The sequence below is a fragment of the Antarctobacter aquimaris genome, from assembly GCF_900184945.1.
GTDB classification, from domain to species: domain Bacteria; phylum Pseudomonadota; class Alphaproteobacteria; order Rhodobacterales; family Rhodobacteraceae; genus Maliponia; species Maliponia aquimaris.
The window spans coordinates 252732-271910 of the sequence record NZ_FXYF01000002.1 but is presented as its reverse complement, the minus strand read 5'-3'; the positions used below and the strand labels follow the sequence as shown (position 1 = coordinate 271910).

The following is a 19179-nucleotide window of genomic DNA, read 5'->3' as shown; positions in this document are numbered from 1 at the left end:
AGAGGCGCAAGCGATGGACGTCAGGCAACAGGTGTTCGAGATCATCGCCGAACAGGCGATGCTCGATGTCTCGGACGTGACGATGGAAAGCACGCCCGAAGAACTGGGGATCGACTCGCTGGGGCTGGTGGAGTCGATCTTTGCCATCGAGGAGCGGTTCGACATCTCCGTCCCCTTCAACGCCAATGACCCCAAAGGCTCTGACTTCGACATCTCCTCGGTGGCGAAGATCGTCGAGGGGATCGAAAAGCTGCTGGCCGAGCAGAAGACGTGAACCGAGTCGTCATCACCGGCGCGGGAACGATCAACGCGCTGGGGCAGGACGTGCCCAGCACGCTGGAGGCGATGCGCGAGGGGCGCTGCGGCATCTCCGAGTTGCAGTTCCGCGATGTCGAACGGCTGGCCATCCGCATCGGCGGGCAGGTCAAGGATTTCGACCCCGAGACGGTGTTCAACCGTCAACAGCTGGTGCTGTACGACCGTTTCACCCAGTTCACCCTGATCGCGGCGCGGCAGGCGATGGCGCAGTCGGGGCTGGATTTCTCCGGTGAGCTGGCCAACACCTCCGGCGTGGTGCTGGGCACCTCGGGCGGTGGGCTGATCACCCAGGACGACAATTACCGGGCGGTCTACGAAGAGGGCAAGAACCGGGTGCATCCTTTTGTCGTGCCCAAGCTGATGAACAACGCGGCCACCAGCCACGTCAGCATGGAGTTCAACGTCAAGGGACCGTGTTTCACGGTGGCGACCGCCTGCGCCAGCTCGAACCATGCCATGGGGCAGGCCTTTCAGATGATCCGTACGGGGATGTGTACCGCGGTGATCACCGGCGGCTCGGAATCCATGCTGTGCTTTGGCGGGGTGAAGGCCTGGGAAGGGCTGCGTGTCATGTCCAAGGACGCTTGCCGCCCGTTCAGCGCCACGCGCAACGGCATGGTGCAGGGCGAGGGCGCCGGCGTTTTTGTCTTCGAGGACTACGAGCACGCGCGGGCGCGCGGCGCCGAGATCCTGGGCGAGGTTCTGGGCTTTGCCATGACCTCGGACGCAGCCGACATCGTGATGCCCTCCAAGCAGGGCGCGGCGCGGGCGATTGCCGGCGCGCTGAAGGATGGCCGCATCGCCAAGACGCGCGTCGGCTACATCAACGCGCATGGCACCGGGACCGCGGCCAACGACAAGACGGAATGCGCGGCGGTGGCGGATGTCTTCGGCACCCATGCGGATGACCTGATGATTTCCTCGACCAAGTCGATGCACGGCCACCTGATCGGCGGCACCGGCGCGGTGGAACTGCTGGCCTGCCTGATGGCGCTGAAGGACGGCATCATCGCCCCGACCATCGGCTACGAGGAGCCGGACCCGGAATGCGCGCTGGACGTGGTGCCGAACGTGGCGCGCGAGGCGCAGGTCGACGTGGTGTTGTCGAATGCCTTCGCCTTTGGCGGGCTGAACGCGGTGCTGGCGCTGGGGAAGGTCTGAGACCCTTTTTCTCGTGATCCGATTGAGCGCCTGCGGCGCGCAGGTCATCTCGTCGTCCGCCTTTGGCGGTCGCCTCGGAGTGGGGGCGCTGCCCCCGTCCCGGACCGGGTCCGGGACTCCCCCGGGATATTTCCTGCCAGAAGAAACCGTGATGTGCTGGAGGATCAGCGGCCGCGCCAGATCCAGCCGCCGCCGTGGATGCGCGAGCCTTCCGGCGCGTAGAAGACGCAGGCCTGGCCGGGGCTGACGCCTTCCTCGGCGGCGAGCAACTCGACCTCGGCTTCGGTGTCCGAGACCGGCCGGACGATCGCCTCGCGCGGGGGGCGGGTGGAGCGGACCTTGACGCTGAGCGGCCATTCCGCGCGCGAGGTGAAGGGGACGTCACCCAGCCAGTTGATCTCGCGCACCGGGATGGTGCGTGTGGCGAGCATCTCCTTTGGGCCGACGATGACGCGGCGGTTGTCCACGTCGAGCCGGACCACGTAGAGCGGTTCGGTCAGTCCGCCGATGCCGAGCCCGCGGCGCTGACCGATGGTGTAGTGGATCACCCCGTGGTGCTGCCCGAGGACACGGCCGTCGGCGTGCACGATCTCGCCCGGTTCGGCGGAGCCGGGGCGCAGTTTCTCGATCACCGCGGCATAGTTGCCGTCGGGGACAAAGCAGATGTCCTGGCTGTCGGGCTTCTTCGCCACGCTGAGGCCGTATTTCGCGGCCAGCGCGCGGGTCGCGTCCTTGGACGGCAGATGGCCCAGAGGGAAGCGCAGGAAAGCCAGCTGCTCCGGGGTGGTTGAGAACAGGAAATAGCTCTGGTCGCGCGCGGCGTCCTCGGCGCAGTGCAGTTCCGGGCCGTTCTTGCCCATGAGACGCTGGATGTAATGCCCGGTGGCCATGCAGTCGGCCTCGAGGTCCTTGGCGGTTTCCAGCAGGTCCTTGAACTTGACCCGTTCGTTGCAGCGGATGCAGGGCACGGGCGTGGCGCCGCCGAGGTAGCTGTCGGCGAATTCGTCGATCACCGCCTCGCGGAAGATGTTCTCGTAGTCGAGGACGTAGTGCGGAAAGCCCATCGATTCGGCCACCCGGCGCGCATCGTGGATGTCGATCCCGGCGCAGCAGGCGCCTTTCTTGGCGAGCGCCGCGCCGTGGTCATAGAGTTGCAGCGTCACGCCGACCACGTCGTAGCCTTCGTCCTTGAGCATCGCGGCCACGACCGAACTGTCGACGCCGCCGGACATGGCGACGACGACGCGGGTTTCGGACGGCGGCTTGGGCAGGCCCAGCGAGTTCAGCGGGCGCGTGTCGAGGGGCATCGGGTCTCTCCTTGGAATGGCGGATAATATAGGAAAATCCGAAATACTCTCAAGGGGCTGTTTCAGCCGTCGTTAAACCGTGCGTGGCTTTATGCCCTGACCTTTAGTGAAGGAGGGCGCAGCATGTATCTCAAGAAGGTCGATGGTCCGCGCGCGGTCAGGCTTCCGGATGGCAGCACCATGACCCGGGCCGACCTGCCGCCGAGCGAAACCCGACGCTGGGTCGCCTCGCGCAAGGCCGCGGTGGTCAAGGCGGTGACCTTTGGTCTGATCACCCATGAGCAGGCCAAGGACCGCTATGCCTTGAGCGACGAGGAGCTGCTGGAATGGGTCAAGGCGGCCACGCAGCATGGCGAAGAGGCTCTGAAAGTCACCCGCGTGCAAAAGTTTCGGCAACCATGAGTTGAAATTCTTTCGTCTCAGGGTATGGTAAGGGGGCGTTAACCTTTTTCGACCACGTTACCTTCAACCGAATGACAGTGCCCGGAGACAGACATGCGTATCTTGCTGGTTGAAGACGATCCGACCACCTCGAAAAGCATCGAATTGATGCTGAGTCACGCCAACCTGAACGTCTACTCGACCGACATGGGCGAGGAGGGGATCGATCTGGCCAAGCTCTACGACTACGACCTGATCCTGCTGGACCTGAACCTGCCGGACATGAACGGGCACGAGGTTCTGCGCCAGTTGCGGGTGGCACGGATCGACACGCCGATCCTGATCCTGACCGGCGAGGACGACACCCAGTCCAAGATCAAGGGCTTCGGTTTCGGTGCCGACGATTACATGACCAAGCCGTTCCACCGCGACGAGCTGGTGGCGCGCATCCACGCGATCATCCGCCGCTCCAAAGGGCATTCGCAATCCGTGATCCGGACGGGCAAGGTCTCGGTCAACCTGGACGCGAAGACGGTCGAGGTGTCCGGCAAGCCGGTGCACCTGACCGGCAAGGAATACCAGATGCTGGAGCTTCTGAGCCTGCGCAAGGGCACCACGCTGACCAAGGAGATGTTCCTCAACCATCTCTACGGCGGCATGGACGAACCGGAACTGAAGATCATCGACGTTTTCATCTGCAAGCTGCGCAAGAAGCTGTCGGAAGCGACCGGCGACGACAACTACATCGAGACCGTCTGGGGCCGTGGCTACGTGTTGCGCGATCCCGAACCTTCGCAGAAGGAACAGAAGGCCATCGCCGCCACCGGCTGACCCTGCCCTCGGTCGGCGGAGCCGCTGGACCTCGCCCGGGCACGCGCCTATCACTCTGACAGGTGTCGATAGCGAGGGGCGGCGATGGCTGACAGACCGCAGGACGATCCCGAAAGAACCGGGGATCCGAGGAGCAAGGAGGTCGGGGATCTGACCGAACAAGAGGCGCGGGAGGAACTCGCGTCTCTTTCGCTTGTGCTGGCAGAGGCCGACCGGGCCTATCACGCCGAGGACGCCCCCGAGATTTCCGACGCGGAGTACGACCGCCTGAAACGGCGCAATGCCGAGATCGAGGCGCGGTTTCCATCCCTGAAACGCGAAGACAGCCCGACCGAGCAGGTTGGCGCGGCCCCGGCGGAGGGCTTTTCAAAGGTGCGGCACAGCGTGCGGATGCTGTCGCTGGCCAATGCCTTCGCCGACGAGGACATTGCCGATTTTGACAGGTCCATCCGGCGCTACCTGGGGTTGGGCGCGGAAGCCCCGCTGGCCTACACCGCCGAGCCGAAGATCGACGGCCTGTCGCTGTCGCTGCGCTACGAGAGCGGTGTGCTGGTGCAGGCCGCCACTCGGGGGGACGGGACGGAGGGCGAGAACGTGACCGCCAATTCCCGCACGATCGACGACATTCCGGAACGGCTGGACGGAGCACCGGAGATCCTCGAAGTGCGCGGCGAGGTCTACATGAGCCATGCCGACTTTGCCGCGCTGAACACCCGGCAGACCGAGCAGGGGGCCAAGACCTTTGCCAACCCGCGCAATGCCGCCGCCGGTTCGCTGCGCCAATTGGACCCGGCAATCACCCGCGCCCGCCCGCTGCGGTTCTTTGCCTATTCCTGGGGCGCGCTGTCGGAACCATTGGCCGAAACGCAAATGCAGGCGATAGAACGGCTGGGCGCGCTCGGCTTCCGGACCAACCCGCTCACCGAGCTTTGCAAAGGGCCGGAGGAAATGCTGGCGCATTATGCGCGGATCGAAGAGCAGCGTGCGACGCTGGGCTACGACATCGACGGCGTGGTCTACAAGGTCGATGACCTCGGGTTGCAGGAACGGCTGGGCTTTCGGTCGACCACACCCCGCTGGGCCATCGCGCACAAGTTCCCGGCCGAACTGGCCTGGACCCGGCTTGAGGCGATCGACATCCAGGTCGGCCGCACCGGGGCGCTCAGCCCGGTGGCGCGGCTCGCGCCCGTGACGGTCGGCGGGGTCGTGGTGTCCAACGCCACCCTGCACAACGAGGATTACATCGCCGGGCGCGACAACCTTGGCAATCCGATCCGCGGCGGCAAGGACATCCGCGTCGGCGACTGGGTGCAGGTCTACCGGGCCGGCGACGTGATCCCCAAGGTCGCCGAGGTGGACCTGTCGAAACGCCCCGAGGATACACGGCCTTACGCCTTTCCGACGACCTGCCCGCAATGCGGCAGCGATGCGATCCGTGAGGAGGGCGATGCCGTACGCCGCTGTACGGGTGGCCTGATCTGCCCCGCTCAGGCGGTTGAAAAGCTGAAACATTTCGTCTCGCGCGCCGCCTTCGACATCGAGGGGCTGGGCGCGAAACAGATCGAACAGTTCTATGCCGACGGCTGGATCCGCGAACCGGCGGATATCTTCACGCTGGAGGCGCGCTACGGCTCGGGCATCCAGCAGTTGAAGAACCGCGAAGGCTGGGGCGAGAAATCCGCCACCAACCTCTTTGCCGCGATCGCCGAACGCCGCAACATCGGCCTTGGACGGCTGCTTTTCGGCCTTGGCATCCGCCACGTCGGCGAGGTGGCCGCCAATGACCTCGCCCGCCACTTCGGCACCTTGGAGGCGCTGGTTGCCGCCATCGATTCGGCCCGCCCGGCTGCACGGGCGCACCGCGAGGCCGACGCCGCCGAAGAGGCCGAACGCCGCGCCGCCGCCAGCGAAAGCCGCCGCGCCCGCATCAAGGAAAGCCGCGAGGCTGCCTGGGCAGAGATCCCGCCCGAGGCGCGCGCCGCCTGGGACGAGATCACCGGCATCGACGGCATCGGCGCCACGGTCGCGGTCGCCCTGGTGACCAGCTTTGCGCAGGAGGCCGAACGCGCCTCGATCGACCGGCTGACCGCGCATCTGAACGTGCAGGCCGCCGAACGTCCCGCGACCGAAGGCTCGCCCATCGCCGGCAAGACCGTTGTCTTTACCGGCGCGCTCGAACGCATGACCCGGGCCGAGGCCAAGGCGCGGGCCGAGGCGATGGGCGCCAAGGTTGCCGGGTCTGTGTCGAAGAAAACCGACATCGTCGTCGCCGGGCCGGGGGCCGGCAGCAAGGAAACCAAGGCGCGCGAACTGGGCCTGATGGTCCTCGACGAGGACGGCTGGCTGGAGCTGATCGGCGGATGAGCGGACGGCCCGAAGCGCTCTGGCCGCTGTTTGCGGACCTGACCGGGCTGGACGGGATCGGCCCCAAGACGGCGCAGGCGCTGGAGGCCGCCGGGATCGAGACGCCGCGCGACCTGCTGTTCACGCTGCCCTATTCGGGGATCGACCGGCACCTGCGGGCCAGCGTGCTGGAGGCGGAATTGCCTGGGGTGGCCACGGTCGAGGCGGTGATCGGCCGTCACCGCCCGCCCGCACGCAAGGGCGGCGCCTACCGGGTCGAGGCGGACGATGCGCGTACGCGGTTCCAGGTGGTCTTTTTCCACGGCGGCGGCGACTACATCGCCAAGATGCTGCCCGCCGGCCAGCGGCGCATCCTGTCTGGGCGGGTCGAGCTGTTCGACGGTGTGCCGCAGATGGTCCACCCCGACCACATGCTGCGTCCCGATGAGGCCGAAGCCCTGCCGGGGTTCGAGCCGGTCTATCCGCTGACCGGCAACGTGACGCAGAAGCTGATGGCGCGGGCGGTGGCCGACGCGTTGACCCGGGTGCCGGACCTGCCGGAATGGATCGACGGGCCGCAAAAGGCGGCGGAGGCCTGGCCTGACTGGAACGAGGCGCTGCGTATTGCGCATGCACCGACCGGGGCGCCGGACCTGGCCCCGACCGCCCCGGCGCGCGCGCGGCTGGCCTATGACGAGCTGATGGCGCACCAGCTCACACTTGCGCTGGCCCGGGCGCGGCGGCGGCGCGCCAAGGGGTTCGAGACGCGCGGCGACGGGCGGCTGCGTCAGAAGGTGCTGGCCGCGCTGCCCTACCGGCCGACCGGGGCGCAGCACCTCGCGGTCGAGGAGATCGCCGAGGACATGGCGCGGCCGATGCGAATGAATCGCCTGCTGCAAGGGGATGTCGGTTCGGGCAAGACGCTGGTTGCCTTTCTCGCGCTGCTGATCGCGGTCGAGGCGGGCGGGCAGGGGGTCATGATGGCCCCGACCGAGATCCTCGCGCGCCAGCATCTCGAGGGGTTGCAGCCGCTGGCGGAAAGCGCGGGCGTGGTGCTGGAGCTGCTGACCGGGCGGGACAAGGGGGCGGAGCGCGCGGCGAAACTGGCGGCGCTGGCGCGTGGCGACATCCAGATCCTGGTGGGCACCCACGCGGTGTTCCAGGCGGACGTGGAGTTTTCCGACCTGCGGCTGGCGATCGTCGACGAACAGCACCGCTTTGGCGTGCGCCAGCGGATGGAGCTGGGAAAAAAGGGCGCGGCAGCGGACGTATTGGTCATGACGGCCACGCCGATCCCGCGCAGCCTGGCGCTGGCGCAATACGGCGACATGGAGGTTTCGGTGCTGGACGAGAAGCCGCCCGGCCGCAAGCCGATCAAGACCGCGCTGGTGTCGAACGAGCGCATGGAGGAGGTGGTGGACCACCTGCGCCGCGCCGTCGCCGAGGGGCGGCAGGCCTACTGGGTCTGCCCGCTGGTCGAGGAAAGCGAAAGCTCGGACCTGGTTGCGGCCGAGGCGCGCTTCAAGGTCCTGCGCGCGGCACTCGGTGAGGGCGTCGTGGGGCTGGTGCACGGCCAGATGCCCCCGGCCGAAAAGGACGCGGCCATGGCGCGCTTTGTCTCGGGCGAGACCGCGGTGCTGGTGGCGACCACGGTAATCGAGGTCGGCGTCAACGTGCCCAACGCGACGATCATGGTGGTCGAACGGGCCGAAAGCTTTGGCCTCGCGCAGTTGCACCAGTTGCGCGGACGCGTCGGGAGGGGTGAGGCGGCTTCGACCTGCCTGCTGATGTACCAGCCGCCCCTGTCCGAAAGCGGGATGCGGCGGCTGACCACGCTGCGCGAGACCGAGGACGGCTTTCGCATTGCCGAGGTGGACCTGGAGATGCGTGGTGCGGGGGACGTGATCGGCCTGGCGCAATCCGGCCTGCCAAGGTTCCGGGTGGCCGATCTGGAACGGCAGTCCGGGCTGATGGCCGTGGCGCAAAGCGACGCGCGGCGGCTGTTGGCCGAGGACCCGGAGCTGACCGGCCCGCGCGGCCAGGCGGCGCGGCAGCTGCTGTGGCTGATGCGGCAGGACGAAGCGATCCGGCTGATCGGGGTGGGCTGACACCCGACCCGGTGAGGGGGCACCGGGCCGGGGCCTGCATGGCTGTGATCTCAACGGGACTGTGTTCCGCCGATTCTCACAGTTTGTTCTCAAATGTTCTCACTTAGTTCTTTACATATGGTTAAGAATGTGAGAACAAAGGTGCAACAAACGGACAATTGGAGACGCGCCATGATCGACACTGTCAAAACCGCCCTTCACCGCCAGCACGCGACCCTCTGGCAGGACGTGCTGGGGGCCCTGTCCCTTGCCGTGATCCTGTTCGGTGCGCTGCACCTGCCGTCCGTCGTCTGAGTTTCTGCCTGCGTGTCCGTGACCGGGCCGGTCTGGCGCATCCCTGTCCCGATGTGCCGCCTGTCCCCAAGCCGGTTTGCCTGCCTGCAACCGAACCCGGCCCGGAACCCACGGATTGACACGCCCCTTGCCGCCGCCTCCTGTCCCGGAGCGCGGCGGTTTTTTTGTCAGAGGTGCGGGCCGCCCTCAGCTCCGGTAGGCCAGCCGCACTCCGCCCCGGTGCCGCCCGCGCAGCAGGATCGGTGCCCAGAGATCCTTCATCATGACGAAGGTGCCGCCGCCCATGTCGCGCCGGTAGACCTGAAGCAGGAAAGGCCTGGTGTTCCGCCCGGCTTTCAGCCCCACCCGATCGTCAAAGATCCGCCGGTTGCGGCAATGGGCGGCCCTCCAGACCGGATCCTCGCCCTGCGGATGCGAGAAATTGCGGTTGTGGGTCGGCAGGTAGCCGTTCTGGTCGACCGCCGCGCAGAACACGATCCGGTCATCCAGCATCAGCGCAGGCTCCTGGATCGGTGGCAGGATATCGTCCGTCAGGCGGGTAAACGGCGCCAGGACCTGTTTCAAATCGCTGTGGGGAATGGGGGCGTAGATCCGCGCGAACAGGGCGTCTTCGGTGATCCGACCGTCGGCCAGCGCCTGCTCCATGACCAGCGCCACCTGTCCGGAAAGGTCCTGGACACGGGTGATCATGACCCCGTCCTCGCCATTGCCGCCCAGGGCGACGGCGTGTTGCAGGATCGGCTCCGAGGTGTCGGTCAGCGTGAAACACCGGCGCGCTGCCTCGATCTTGGCGTTGACGGCAAGGATGTGCATCTGCCAGGCGATGTCGGAAATCAGCGTGTTGGAGGTCGGCACGGTGCGCAGCATGTCCTCGACCTCGGTGCCGCCGGCGTGGACCGCGCGCACCCATTCCGCCAGGGCCTGCGAGTTGTGACCGGCCTCACGGATCATCCGAACCGATCCCTGCACCTGCGCCAGGATGGCCTCTGCCATGTCGACCATGGCGTGGAGAGAAGCCTGCATGCGCACGCCGACCACGGACAGGTCCAGTGTCTGCTGGCCGACCTGTGACAATTCCCGCAGCTGCACGGAAGAGCGCGCGTCAAGATCCTGAAGAAACCCGCCGATATCGACGGTTTCCCGACACAGACCCGTCGCGGCACGCGTCAGCTGTGACAGCTGCCCGGACGTCTCGTCCGGACCGGAAAGCTCTGGACCGTGTTTCGCGGCCTGTCCCTGTTGCGGCTCCTCTTTAGCGGAGAAAGCCCCAACAGGCGATCAAGCCGAATGCGATTGACGGGCTTCCTGAACCGCCTCGCTGGCCGCTTCGAGCGCCAGCAGGATCGAGGCGTGGCGATTCTTGAACGCGGCGGCGGGGCGCAAGACCTCGAGGTCGTCAAAGGGGGCGGGCGGTGTCGGCCCATCTTCCTTGAGCATGGCGCGCAGCGCGTCGCGGGCCTCCAGGATCTGCTCGGGCGTGCAGCCGATGATGGCCCCGCCCACGACCGAGGCCGCCGCCTGTCCCAGCGCGCAGGCCTTCACGTCCTGCCCGAACGCGGCGACCTTGCCGTCCTTCATGGTCAGGTCCACGGTGACGGTCGATCCGCACAGCGGAGAGCGCTTTTTAACCGTTGCCTGCGGATGGTCCAGCCGGCTGTTGTGCGGGATGTCCGCGGCCAGCGCGAGGATTCGCCCGGAATAGAGCTTGATCAGGTCGGTTTCGCCGGACATGGCTTTCTCCTGCGTCGCGTTCCCCATACATAGGCGGTGGTCCTGCCGATGCAAAAGGTTTTTCCCATGCCCTTCGATCCCTCTAGCCTAAAGTATGATGACCGCGGCCTCGTTCCCTGCATCGCGCAGGATGAGGGCGGCGCGGTGCTGATGATGGCCTGGATGAACGCCGAGGCGGTGGCGCGCACGCTGGAGACGCGGCGCGTGACCTATTGGTCGCGCTCGCGGCAGGCCTTCTGGATCAAGGGCGAGTCGTCGGGGCATGTGCAGGAACTGGTCGACCTGCGCGTCGATTGTGACCGCGATTGCCTGCTGGCGGTGGTGCGGCAGACCGGGCCCGCGTGCCACACCAACCGGCGGTCGTGTTTCTACACGGCGGGGCGGGACGGCAAGGAAGTGGAACTGATGGCGCCTTTGGTTGGCTGAGGTGCTCTGCGAGCCCATTTATATTTCTAAGAAACAGCGGCTTGCAGGCCGACTTTCGCGCGGATATCCTGCGGTCTGAGCCCTTCGGCGCGGTAGAGGGCGATGGCGCGGGCATCGTCGCGCTTGGCAAGGCGGCGACCCTGGTCATCGCGGATCAGGCGGTGGTGCAGGTAGGTGGGGGTCGGCAGGTCCATCACGACCTGCAACAGGACGTGGATGCGGGTCGCCTCGAACAGGTCTTTGCCGCGGATCACGTGGGTGATCTGTTGGGTGGCGTCGTCAAGCACCACAGAGAGATGGTATGACCCCAGAAAGTCCTTTCGGGACAGGACGATATCTCCCACGGTTGATGTCAGGTCCCCCAGCGGGACGGGGCGGGGCGTGGAGCCGGTGGGACCGGTCTCGGTGAAGGCCATGGCGCGGGGGCCGATGGTGTCCAGCGCCGCCTGCATGTCGAGGCGCAGCGCCATGCCCTCGGGTGGCGCGGCGGTGTCGCGGGCAAAGCGGTGGCGACAGGTGCCGGGGTAGATCAGCCCGTCCGGTCCCTGCGGCGGCTCGGCGCCCTCCTGCGGGGCCGAGACGGCGGCGGCAATGTCGCGCCGGGTGCAGGTGCAGGGATAGAGCAGCCCACGCGACCAGAGGGTCTGCAAGGCGTCGCGGTAGGTGTCGGCGCGGTCGGACTGCCGCACCGGCGGCGCGTCCCAGGTGATGCCCAGCCAGGCGAGGTCGTCGTAGATCTGCCGCTCCCACTCGGGGCGCGAGCGGGTGGTGTCGATGTCCTCGATCCGCAGCAGGAAACGCCCCTGCGCGGCGCGCGCCAAGTCGTGCGCCAGCAGCGCCGAATAGGCATGGCCCAGATGCAGCGGACCGGTGGGCGACGGGGCAAAGCGGGTGATGAAGGTCACGCTTTTTCAAGCACGTAGACGGTGGAGCCGATGTTCTTGCCGGGCAGGTGGGGCCCGTGTTCGCGGAACAGCTGGCGCAGGGTGCCATCGGCGATCAGCGCATCGATGCGGCCCTCGAAGGCGGGGTCTTCCAACGTGTGGTCATTGAAGGAAAAGACACATTTCGCGCCCGGCGCCAGCGCGTCGAAGATCCGGTCGAGCGCCGCCAGCGGGGCCGCACCCGCGCCGATCACGCCGATGGCGGCGATGGCGGCATAGCCCTCGGGCACCGGATCGCCGGGACCGATCGGCGCGAGGCTGCGGTAGACGCCCTTGTCCCGCGCGCGGTCCAACATGCCCGGCGAGAGGTCGACGCCGTCGATCACGCTGAACCCCGCGAGCCTTAACGCCAGCCCGGAAAGCCCTGATCCACAACCGAAATCCAGGATCGGCGCCGCGCTGTCGGGCATCAGGGCACGCAGCGCCTGGGCGCAGCGGCCGGGGGTCGCATAGCCTTCGTCGGCCATGGCCTGTTCATAGGTCGCGGCCCAGCCGTCGTAGAGCGCGCGGGTCTCTTCCTCGCTGCGGGCCTTGTAGACCTTGTCGAAATACGGATCGCTCATGGCGACAGGGTTCTACTCTGCCGCCTGTCCGTCAACCCCCTGTTGCGCCAGCCAGACCTCCCAGACTGCCTTGGCGCGGTCGGTGTAGCCCTTGTAGCGGTCGCGCCGGCCCCTGCGGCCGCCCCGCAGGCCTTCGAGCGGGCGGAACAGGCCGAAGTTGACGTTCATCGGCTGGAAGGTCTTGGCCTCGGCGCCGCCGGTGATGTGGTGGATCAGGGCGCCGTGGGCGCTGTCCTGCGGCACTTCGGGCAAGGGTCGGCCGAGGATCTCGGACGCGGCCATGCGGCCGGCGAGCAGGCCCATGGCGGCGGATTCGACGTAGCCTTCGACGCCCGTCACCTGGCCGGCAAAGCGGATGTTGGGCCGGGAGCGCAGGCGCATCTGCGCGTCCAGCAGCGTCGGGCTGTTGAGAAAGGTGTTGCGGTGGATCCCGCCGAGGCGCGCGAAACTGGCATTCTCAAGTCCGGGGATCATCTTGAAAACAGAGGCTTGCGCGCCATACTTCATCTTGGTCTGGAAGCCGACGATGTTGTAGAGCGTGCCGAGCGCGTTGTCGCGGCGCAGCTGGACCACGGCGTAAGGCTTCTGCTCGGGCTTGTGCGCGTTGGTCAGGCCGACCGGCTTCATCGGGCCGTGGCGCAGGGTTTCGCGGCCGCGTTCGGCCATGACCTCGATCGGCAGGCAGCCGTCGAAGTAACCTGCTGTTTCTCCTTCATGAAATTCGGTTTTCTCGGCTGCGAGAAGCGCGTCGATGAAGGCTTCGTACTGGTCCTTGGTCATCGGGCAGTTGAGATAGGCCTTCTGTTCGGCGTCCGTTTCGCCCTTGTCATAGCGGGATTGCCGCCAAGCCACTGACATATCTATGCTTTCGGCGTAGACGATGGGCGCGATAGCGTCGAAGAAGGCCAACCGGTCCGCCCCGGTTTCGTGCTGGATCGCCTCGCCCAGGGCGGCGGAGGTCAGCGGGCCGGTGGCGAATATCCATTGGCCTTCGGACGGTAGTTCCGTGATTTCTTCGTTTGAAATCAAGATGTTGGGGTGGGCGGTCAGGGCGTCTGTGACGCTTTGGGCAAAGGCTTCGCGGTCCACGGCCAAGGCGCCGCCGGCGGGCAGGCGGTGGGTCTGGGCGGTCTGCATGATCAGGCCGCCGGCCTGCCTCATCTCCCAGTGCAGCAGGCCCACGGCGTTCTGTTCGGAATCGTCCGAGCGGAACGAGTTTGAACAGACCATTTCCCCAAAGTTTCCAGTCTGATGCGCAAAGGTCTTTACCTTGGGGCGCATCTCGTGGATCACCACGCGCACGCCCATGTTGGCCGCCTGCCAGGCGGCTTCGGAGCCGGCCATGCCGCCGCCGACGATATGCAATTCCTGTGTCATGCCGCGCATCTAGAGCATCCGGGCACGCCTGCCAAGGCGGCGCCGGAGTTTGTACGTTTTGTACGTCTTGTACGCGAAAAATGTCGTTTTGTACAAAACTCACGACGCCCGGATCCCGCCCGAGACAGACATGAGTCGATGTTGCGCCAAAATCGTCGTTGCGCCAGACTCGGTGTGCGGCCACTCGACATTGCCGGAGTGACGACCGCCGACGCCAGACCTGGCGTTGTCAAAACAGGGAGGACACGATGGCCAGCAAGTATCAGGGTGGATGCGACCACGTTCACGTGACGTCGAATGCCGAACCCATCGACAACCACGAATGCCACTGCAACGTCTGCAAGGCCGTCACCGGCCAGCAGCATACGCATGTGGCGTTTTTCAACTACGGCGACCTCAAGGTGGATCACCCCGAGAAGATCGCCCGGCAGCCGTTCAACAAGGACAACCCGAACGGGCCGCTGGAGCTGTGCACCTGCTCGGACTGCGGCGCGGCGCTGATGCTGGACGACAAGGTGAAGCGGATCCGCGTCGCCGTGCCGAATGTCATGGGCTACGACGATGCCGCATTCCCGGCCGCGACCTACCATGCGTTCTGGGACGAGAGCAAAGGCTATGCCAAGCCGTCGGACGGCCGTCCGGTCTACGACGCGCTGCGGCCCGATTTCGTCTGGCCCACCGGGGCCTGAGCTCGCGCGAACCGGATAAGATCGAGGGGCGGCATACGGGGAGCGTGTGCCGCCTGATGGGGCGTGTCAGTCGCCCTGGCGGTCCTGCCAGTCGGGCGCGCGTTTTTCCAGGAAGGCGGCGATGCCTTCGTTGGTGTCGCGCCACAGCATGTTGTCGACCATGTTGGCGCCGGTAAAGGCGTAGGCGGCGTCGAGATCCATGGTCATCTGCTCGTAAAAGGCGGATTTGCCGATCTTGACCGCCGCCGTCAGCTTGCCCGCAACCGTTTCGGCCAGCTCCTGCGTGGCCTGCGCCAGCTCGTCGGCGGGCACGACCTTGTTGACCAGCCCGGCGCGCTCGGCCTCCTCGGCGCTCAGGAAACGCCCGGTGGTCAGCATCTCGAAGGCCTTCTTGCGCGGGATGTTGCGGGTGAGCGCCACCATGGGGGTGGAGCAGAACAGGCCGATGTTGACGCCGTTCACGCCAAAGCGCGTGCCCTCGGCCGCCACGGCCATGTCGCAGGAGGCGACCATCTGGCAGCCCGCCGCCGTGGCGATGCCGTGGACCTGCGCGATCACCGGCTGGGGCAGGCGGGTCAGCCCGGTCATGACGCGGGCGCAGCGGGTGAAGAGATCGGCGAAATAGGCCTTGCCGCCGTCCTCGGCCTGCCGCCCGGCCTGCATCTGTTTCAGGTCGTGGCCGGCGCAGAACGCCTTGCCCGCGCCCGAGATCACCACCACGCGGATCGTGCGGTCCTGCGCCAGCGCATCGATCTGGGCCTGGAGGGCGGCCAGCATCTCGTCCGAGAGGGCATTCAGCCGCTCGGGCGCGTTCATGTGCAGGTGGGCGATGTGCCCGCTGTCGCAACGTTGCAAGAGTTCCATCTTGTCCTCCGGGTTTTGCGCAGATTACCTGCGCGCAGCAGAGGAGGAAAGCCGTTGACGTTGAAGATCCGGGCCGACGAGATGATGCCCTACCTGGACGAGATCTTTCCGCAGGTGCGGGGCATGTTCGGGATCGACCGGCTGGACGAGGAGCTGCTGGTGATGCGGCTGCTGAGTCAGGACGCGCACCTGCGCCCCGGCGGCACGGTGTCCGGCCCGGCGATGTTCAGCCTGGCGGACGTGTCGGCCTATGTCGCGACGCTGGCCCGCATCGGGCGCGAGCCGCTGACGGTGACGACGCATTGCTCGATCGACTTCATGCGCAAGCCGGCGGCCGGGGTCGACGTGCTGGCGGAGGCGCGGGTGCTGAAGCTGGGCCGGTCGCTGTCGGTGACGGACGTGCTGCTGTTCAGCGAGGGCGAGGCCAAGCCGCTGGCGCATGCCTCGCTGACCTACGCGATTCCGCCGCGCCGGGGGTAGGGGCGCGTTAACCACGCACGGCGAAAGCGGGGGGATGCCCCGGAGTTGCCCGATTCCCGGCCTATGTCTTGACGGACCGTTACCTGAGACCGGATCCGACCCATGCCTGCCGTGTTCAACCATGTCGCCCTGATGTCCCTGCCCGTGTCGTCGCAAGGCGAGGTCAAACCGGTGCGGCCGGTGCCGCCCGGGCAGGCGCAGATGGGCGGGACCACGTCCAGCGGCGCAGCCCCGTTTGGCGCCGGGGCGCCCCTGGCGACAGGCGCGGTGCTGCGGCCCACGGGGCAGCTGCCGATCCCGGCGCCGCCGCCGGTCGTCTCCACCAGCCAGACCGGGGCGCTAGTGGCCTCCGCGCTGAACGGGCTGAACCGCGAGCCGATGCCGCGCGAGCGTGAGGCGCCGGTGGTGCCTGTGCGCCCCTCGCTGGGCGCGCGGGGCGACGTGCCGGTGCCGCGCGGATTGCCGGGCGGGCCCGCGCCTGCGGCGCGGGGTGGAACGGCGGGAGAGGCGGCAAGGGGCTATCGCGCCCTGCGGTGACTTTACCTTGCCCGGCTTTCGCCTAAGGTGCGGCCCGCAGCCAGACGGGAGCGCCGCAGATGACCACCCCCTTTGACCCCATCCTTGCCGCCGCCGAGGCGGCCGACACCGAGGCCGCGCGCGCCATGCTGGCGCTGTCGGCGCTGGACTGGATGGCCTGCGGCATCGCCGGGCGGGACGAGCCGGTGGCGCGGCTGACCCGCGCGCTGGTCGAGGACGAGGGCGGCGCGGCGCAGGCGCAGGTGTTTGGCGGCGGGCGGGTGCCGATGCGGGCGGCGGCGCTGGTCAACGGCGCGGCCTCGCACGCGCTGGACTACGACGACACGCATTTCGCCCATATCGGCCACCCGTCGGTGGCGGTGTTGCCCGCAGCACTGGCGTTGGGGGAGCACCTGGACCTGCCCTTGCCCGAGATCCTCGCGGCAGCGCGGCTGGGGGCCGAAGCTTCGGTCCGGTTCGGGCTGCGCTTTGGCCGGGGGCATTACCAGGCGGGCTATCACCAGACGGCCACGGCGGGGGCCTTCGGCGCCTGCGTCGCGGCGGCGCGGCTGCTGAGTCTGGACGAAGGTCAGACGGGGCACGCACTGGGGCTGGTGTCGACGCGCGCCTCGGGGCTGAAGTCGCAGTTCGGCACCATGGGCAAGCCGTATAACGCCGGGATCGCGGCGGCCAACGGGGTCGAGGCGGCGCTGCTGGCGGCGCGCGGATTCGTGTCGAACCCGCTGGCGCTGGACGGGGTCAACGGATTTGTCCAGACGCATATGTGCGACGGGGCGGTGGCGCAGCCCGAAGGCGCGCTGTTGGAGAGCCTCAGCCACAAGTTCCACGCCTGCTGCCACGGGCTGCACGCGACGCTGGAGGCGCTGGCGACGATGACGGCGCCCGAGACGGTGCAGGCGGTGACGGTGCAGACGCATCCGCGCTGGCTGACGGTGTGCAACATTCCCGCGCCCGCCTCGGGGCTGGAGGCGAAGTTCAGCTATCGCATGGTGGTGGCGCTGGCGCTGCTGGGCCACGACACGGCGGCGCTGGAGACCTATTCGGACGCTCTGTGCGTCGATCCGGCAGTCGTGGCGCTGCGCGAGCGGGTGACGGTAGAGCCGCGCGACGACCTGAAGGAGACCGAGGCCGTGGTCACGGTGGACGGGCAACGCGCGGTGTTCGACCTGGAGGCGCCGATGACGCTGGAGGCGCGGACGGTGCGGCTGCGCGCCAAGGCGGCGGCGCTGATCGGCGCGGCGCGGGCCGAGGCGGTCTGGCAGGCGATCACGGGCGGGGACCGGGCGGGGTTTGTCGGTGTCATGGGATAGGGAGCGGAGGGGCGCGCCCGAGCCTGGGTGGGCGCTTTGGACGCGTTGGATTGGGTGGTGTGCTTTTCACGCCCTGTGACGGGCGTGCTGTCTACGACATCGCCAATGCGCCCTCCCGGGGGGAGGGTCGGGCGCGGCCCGGGCTGACGCCCGTGCCATCGGGCGGGTCATGAATAACGGGCCCGCAAGGGGGCCCGTTTTCGTGCCGGTCAAGGATGGATCAGCTCGCGTGGTCGTAGGCGCGTTCGCCGTGGACCGAGATGTCGAGGCCGTTGACCTCGGTCTCCTGGTCGACGCGCAGCGGCACGATCGCCTTGACCACGAAGATCAGCGCGATGGTCACCACCGTGGTGAAGACCCCCACCACCACCAGCGAACCCAGCTGCGCCGCCCAGGACCCCAGGCCAAAGACCGCGATCATCAGCGTGCCGAAGATGCCGCCGACGCCGTGCACGGCAAAGACGTCCAGCGTGTCGTCGATCTTGAAGGTGTTGCGGATCAGGTTGACCGCCTCCTGGCACAGGATGCCGGCCACGGCACCGATGATCAGCGCCTGCACCGGGCCGACAAAACCGGAGGCCGGGGTGATCGAGGCGAGGCCGGCGATGGTGCCGGTCACCAGGCCCACCAGCGAGGCGCGGCCGAACTTGATGCGTTCCCACAGCGCCCAGGTCAGCGAGGCGGCGGCGGCCGACAGATGCGTCACCGTGATCGCCATGGCCGCCCCGCCATCGGCCGCCAGCTGCGAGCCGCCGTTGAAGCCGAACCAGCCGACCCACAACATCGCCGCGCCGATCATCACGTAGCCGGGGTTGTGCGGCGGCGTGGTGCGGTGGCGGCGCGGGCCGAGGAAGATGGCCAGGATCAGCGCCGCGAGACCGGCGGTTTCATGCACCACGATGCCGCCGGCGAAGTCCCTGACCGCCGCGCCGAAAAGCGGCGCGTCTCCGGCCAGCAACCCGCCGCCCCAGACCCAATGCGCCACCGGCGCGTAGCACAGCAGCATCCAGAGCGAGGAAAAGATCAGCACAAAGCCAAAGCCGACCCGTTCGACATAGGCGCCGACGATCAGCGCCGGGGTGATGATGGCAAAGGTCATCTGGAAGGCAAAGAACAGCACCTCGGGCAGGGTGCCGAACAGGGTGTCGGCGTCGATGCCGTTGAGAAAGGCCTTGCCCAGCCCGCCCCAGAGCGCGCCCCCGTCGCCGAAGGCGATGGAATAGCCCGCCACCAGCCACAGCACGCTCATCAGGCAGGCGATGGCGTAGCAATGCATGAAGACGCTGAGCACGTTGCGCGCCCGCACGAGGCCGCCGTAAAACAGCGCCAGCCCCGGCAACGTCATGAACAGCACAAGCGCCGTTGCCACGATGATCCAGGCGGTATCCGCTCCGTTCATTTCCGATCTCCCTCCGTTGATAGCAGGGCAGAGAGCCGGAAATTGCTGCGGAAAAAAGCGGCAAGAGGCGTCGGGGCCGGACAGAAGGCGGGCATTTCGCGAACTGCCCTCAAATT

At 67.4% G+C, this 19179-nt stretch carries 19 protein-coding genes and 1 pseudogene; 12 read left to right on the top strand and 8 right to left on the bottom strand.

The features are described 5' to 3' along the window. Window positions 1-13: 13 nt before the first annotated feature. On the top strand, window positions 14-274 hold the full coding sequence (locus tag MAA8898_RS04035) for an acyl carrier protein (RefSeq protein WP_094019696.1): 261 nt from the start codon (window positions 14-16) through the stop codon (window positions 272-274). Then, the gene (locus MAA8898_RS04030; RefSeq protein ID WP_094019695.1) at window positions 271-1479 is read left to right on the top strand and encodes a beta-ketoacyl-[acyl-carrier-protein] synthase family protein; all 1209 of its coding nucleotides are present in this window, start codon (window positions 271-273) and stop codon (window positions 1477-1479) included. Before MAA8898_RS04035 ends, MAA8898_RS04030 begins: the two co-directional genes overlap by 4 nt. Window positions 1480-1643: 164 nt before the next feature. Here MAA8898_RS04030 and mnmA read toward each other — a convergent pair whose 3' ends face one another. Further along, window positions 1644-2786: a tRNA 2-thiouridine(34) synthase MnmA gene (gene mnmA / locus MAA8898_RS04025; RefSeq protein WP_094019694.1), complete on the bottom strand. Its 1143-nt coding sequence runs from the start codon at window positions 2784-2786 to the stop codon at window positions 1644-1646. A 123-nt stretch (window positions 2787-2909) separates the two neighbouring features. On the opposite strand from mnmA, the gene sciP reads away from it, so the two are divergent. The 5 genes from sciP (at window position 2910) to MAA8898_RS27045 (ending at window position 8743) form a co-directional block, all read left to right on the top strand. Continuing rightward, a complete protein-coding gene (gene sciP / locus MAA8898_RS04020; protein WP_094019693.1) occupies window positions 2910-3188 on the top strand; it encodes a CtrA inhibitor SciP in 279 nt (92 codons plus the stop codon). A gap of 93 nt (window positions 3189-3281) precedes the next feature. Continuing rightward, window positions 3282-3998 carry a response regulator transcription factor CtrA gene (gene ctrA / locus MAA8898_RS04015; RefSeq protein ID WP_094019692.1) on the top strand — a complete coding sequence of 239 codons (717 nt, stop codon included), beginning with the start codon at window positions 3282-3284 and terminating at the stop codon, window positions 3996-3998. An 84-nt stretch (window positions 3999-4082) separates the two neighbouring features. After that, window positions 4083-6362: an NAD-dependent DNA ligase LigA gene (gene ligA / locus MAA8898_RS04010; RefSeq protein WP_094019691.1), complete on the top strand. Its 2280-nt coding sequence runs from the start codon at window positions 4083-4085 to the stop codon at window positions 6360-6362. Continuing rightward, window positions 6359-8449 (top strand): ATP-dependent DNA helicase RecG, encoded by a 2091-nt coding sequence (gene recG, locus MAA8898_RS04005; protein ID WP_094019690.1) that lies wholly within the window; start codon window positions 6359-6361, stop codon window positions 8447-8449. Before ligA ends, recG begins: the two co-directional genes overlap by 4 nt. A 171-nt stretch (window positions 8450-8620) precedes the next feature. Then, window positions 8621-8743, top strand: coding sequence for a hypothetical protein (locus MAA8898_RS27045; protein WP_281252830.1), 123 nt, complete (start codon window positions 8621-8623; stop codon window positions 8741-8743). A gap of 186 nt (window positions 8744-8929) precedes the next feature. Here the strand turns inward: MAA8898_RS27045 and MAA8898_RS04000 are convergent, their stop codons facing one another. Then, window positions 8930-9832, bottom strand: coding sequence for a methyl-accepting chemotaxis protein (locus MAA8898_RS04000; protein WP_245853234.1), 903 nt, complete (start codon window positions 9830-9832; stop codon window positions 8930-8932). 189 nt (window positions 9833-10021) lie between these two features. Then, complete coding sequence (locus tag MAA8898_RS03995) at window positions 10022-10474, bottom strand: iron-sulfur cluster assembly scaffold protein (protein ID WP_094020000.1); 453 nt, start codon at window positions 10472-10474, stop codon at window positions 10022-10024. A 48-nt stretch (window positions 10475-10522) separates the two neighbouring features. Between MAA8898_RS03995 and hisI the strand changes: the two genes are divergently transcribed. Beyond that, a complete protein-coding gene (gene hisI, locus MAA8898_RS03990) occupies window positions 10523-10900 on the top strand; it encodes a phosphoribosyl-AMP cyclohydrolase (protein ID WP_094019999.1) in 378 nt (125 codons plus the stop codon). A 26-nt stretch (window positions 10901-10926) separates the two neighbouring features. On the opposite strand, the gene gluQRS is transcribed toward hisI, so the two are convergent. The 3 genes from gluQRS to trmFO are packed head-to-tail and all read right to left on the bottom strand — an operon-like array spanning window position 10927 to window position 13784. Further along, window positions 10927-11805: a tRNA glutamyl-Q(34) synthetase GluQRS gene (gluQRS, locus tag MAA8898_RS03985; protein ID WP_094019688.1), complete on the bottom strand. Its 879-nt coding sequence runs from the start codon at window positions 11803-11805 to the stop codon at window positions 10927-10929. Further along, window positions 11802-12407, bottom strand: coding sequence for a class I SAM-dependent DNA methyltransferase (locus tag MAA8898_RS03980; RefSeq protein ID WP_094019687.1), 606 nt, complete (start codon window positions 12405-12407; stop codon window positions 11802-11804). The genes gluQRS and MAA8898_RS03980 overlap by 4 nt, the downstream gene beginning before the upstream one ends. 12 nt (window positions 12408-12419) lie before the next feature. Continuing rightward, a complete protein-coding gene (gene trmFO, locus MAA8898_RS03975) occupies window positions 12420-13784 on the bottom strand; it encodes a methylenetetrahydrofolate--tRNA-(uracil(54)-C(5))-methyltransferase (FADH(2)-oxidizing) TrmFO (protein ID WP_094019998.1) in 1365 nt (454 codons plus the stop codon). 248 nt (window positions 13785-14032) lie between these two features. On the opposite strand from trmFO, the gene MAA8898_RS03970 reads away from it, so the two are divergent. After that, complete coding sequence (locus MAA8898_RS03970) at window positions 14033-14473, top strand: GFA family protein (protein ID WP_094019686.1); 441 nt, start codon at window positions 14033-14035, stop codon at window positions 14471-14473. Between the two features lie 66 nt (window positions 14474-14539). Here MAA8898_RS03970 and MAA8898_RS03965 read toward each other — a convergent pair. Beyond that, window positions 14540-15346: pseudogene (locus tag MAA8898_RS03965) on the bottom strand (enoyl-CoA hydratase); the annotation flags it as partial. 72 nt (window positions 15347-15418) lie between these two features. Here MAA8898_RS03965 and MAA8898_RS03960 point away from each other — a divergent pair. The 3 genes from MAA8898_RS03960 (at window position 15419) to MAA8898_RS03950 (ending at window position 17664) form a co-directional block, all read left to right on the top strand. Next, on the top strand, window positions 15419-15817 hold the full coding sequence (locus MAA8898_RS03960) for a PaaI family thioesterase (protein WP_094019997.1): 399 nt from the start codon (window positions 15419-15421) through the stop codon (window positions 15815-15817). 102 nt (window positions 15818-15919) lie between these two features. Further along, the gene (locus MAA8898_RS03955) at window positions 15920-16354 is read left to right on the top strand and encodes a hypothetical protein (RefSeq protein WP_094019684.1); all 435 of its coding nucleotides are present in this window, start codon (window positions 15920-15922) and stop codon (window positions 16352-16354) included. Between the two features lie 59 nt (window positions 16355-16413). Beyond that, a complete protein-coding gene (locus MAA8898_RS03950) occupies window positions 16414-17664 on the top strand; it encodes an MmgE/PrpD family protein (protein WP_094019683.1) in 1251 nt (416 codons plus the stop codon). A 220-nt stretch (window positions 17665-17884) separates the two neighbouring features. On the opposite strand, the gene MAA8898_RS03945 is transcribed toward MAA8898_RS03950, so the two are convergent. After that, window positions 17885-19063 carry an ammonium transporter gene (locus MAA8898_RS03945; RefSeq protein WP_094019682.1) on the bottom strand — a complete coding sequence of 393 codons (1179 nt, stop codon included), beginning with the start codon at window positions 19061-19063 and terminating at the stop codon, window positions 17885-17887. Between the last annotated feature and the right edge of the window lie 116 nt (window positions 19064-19179).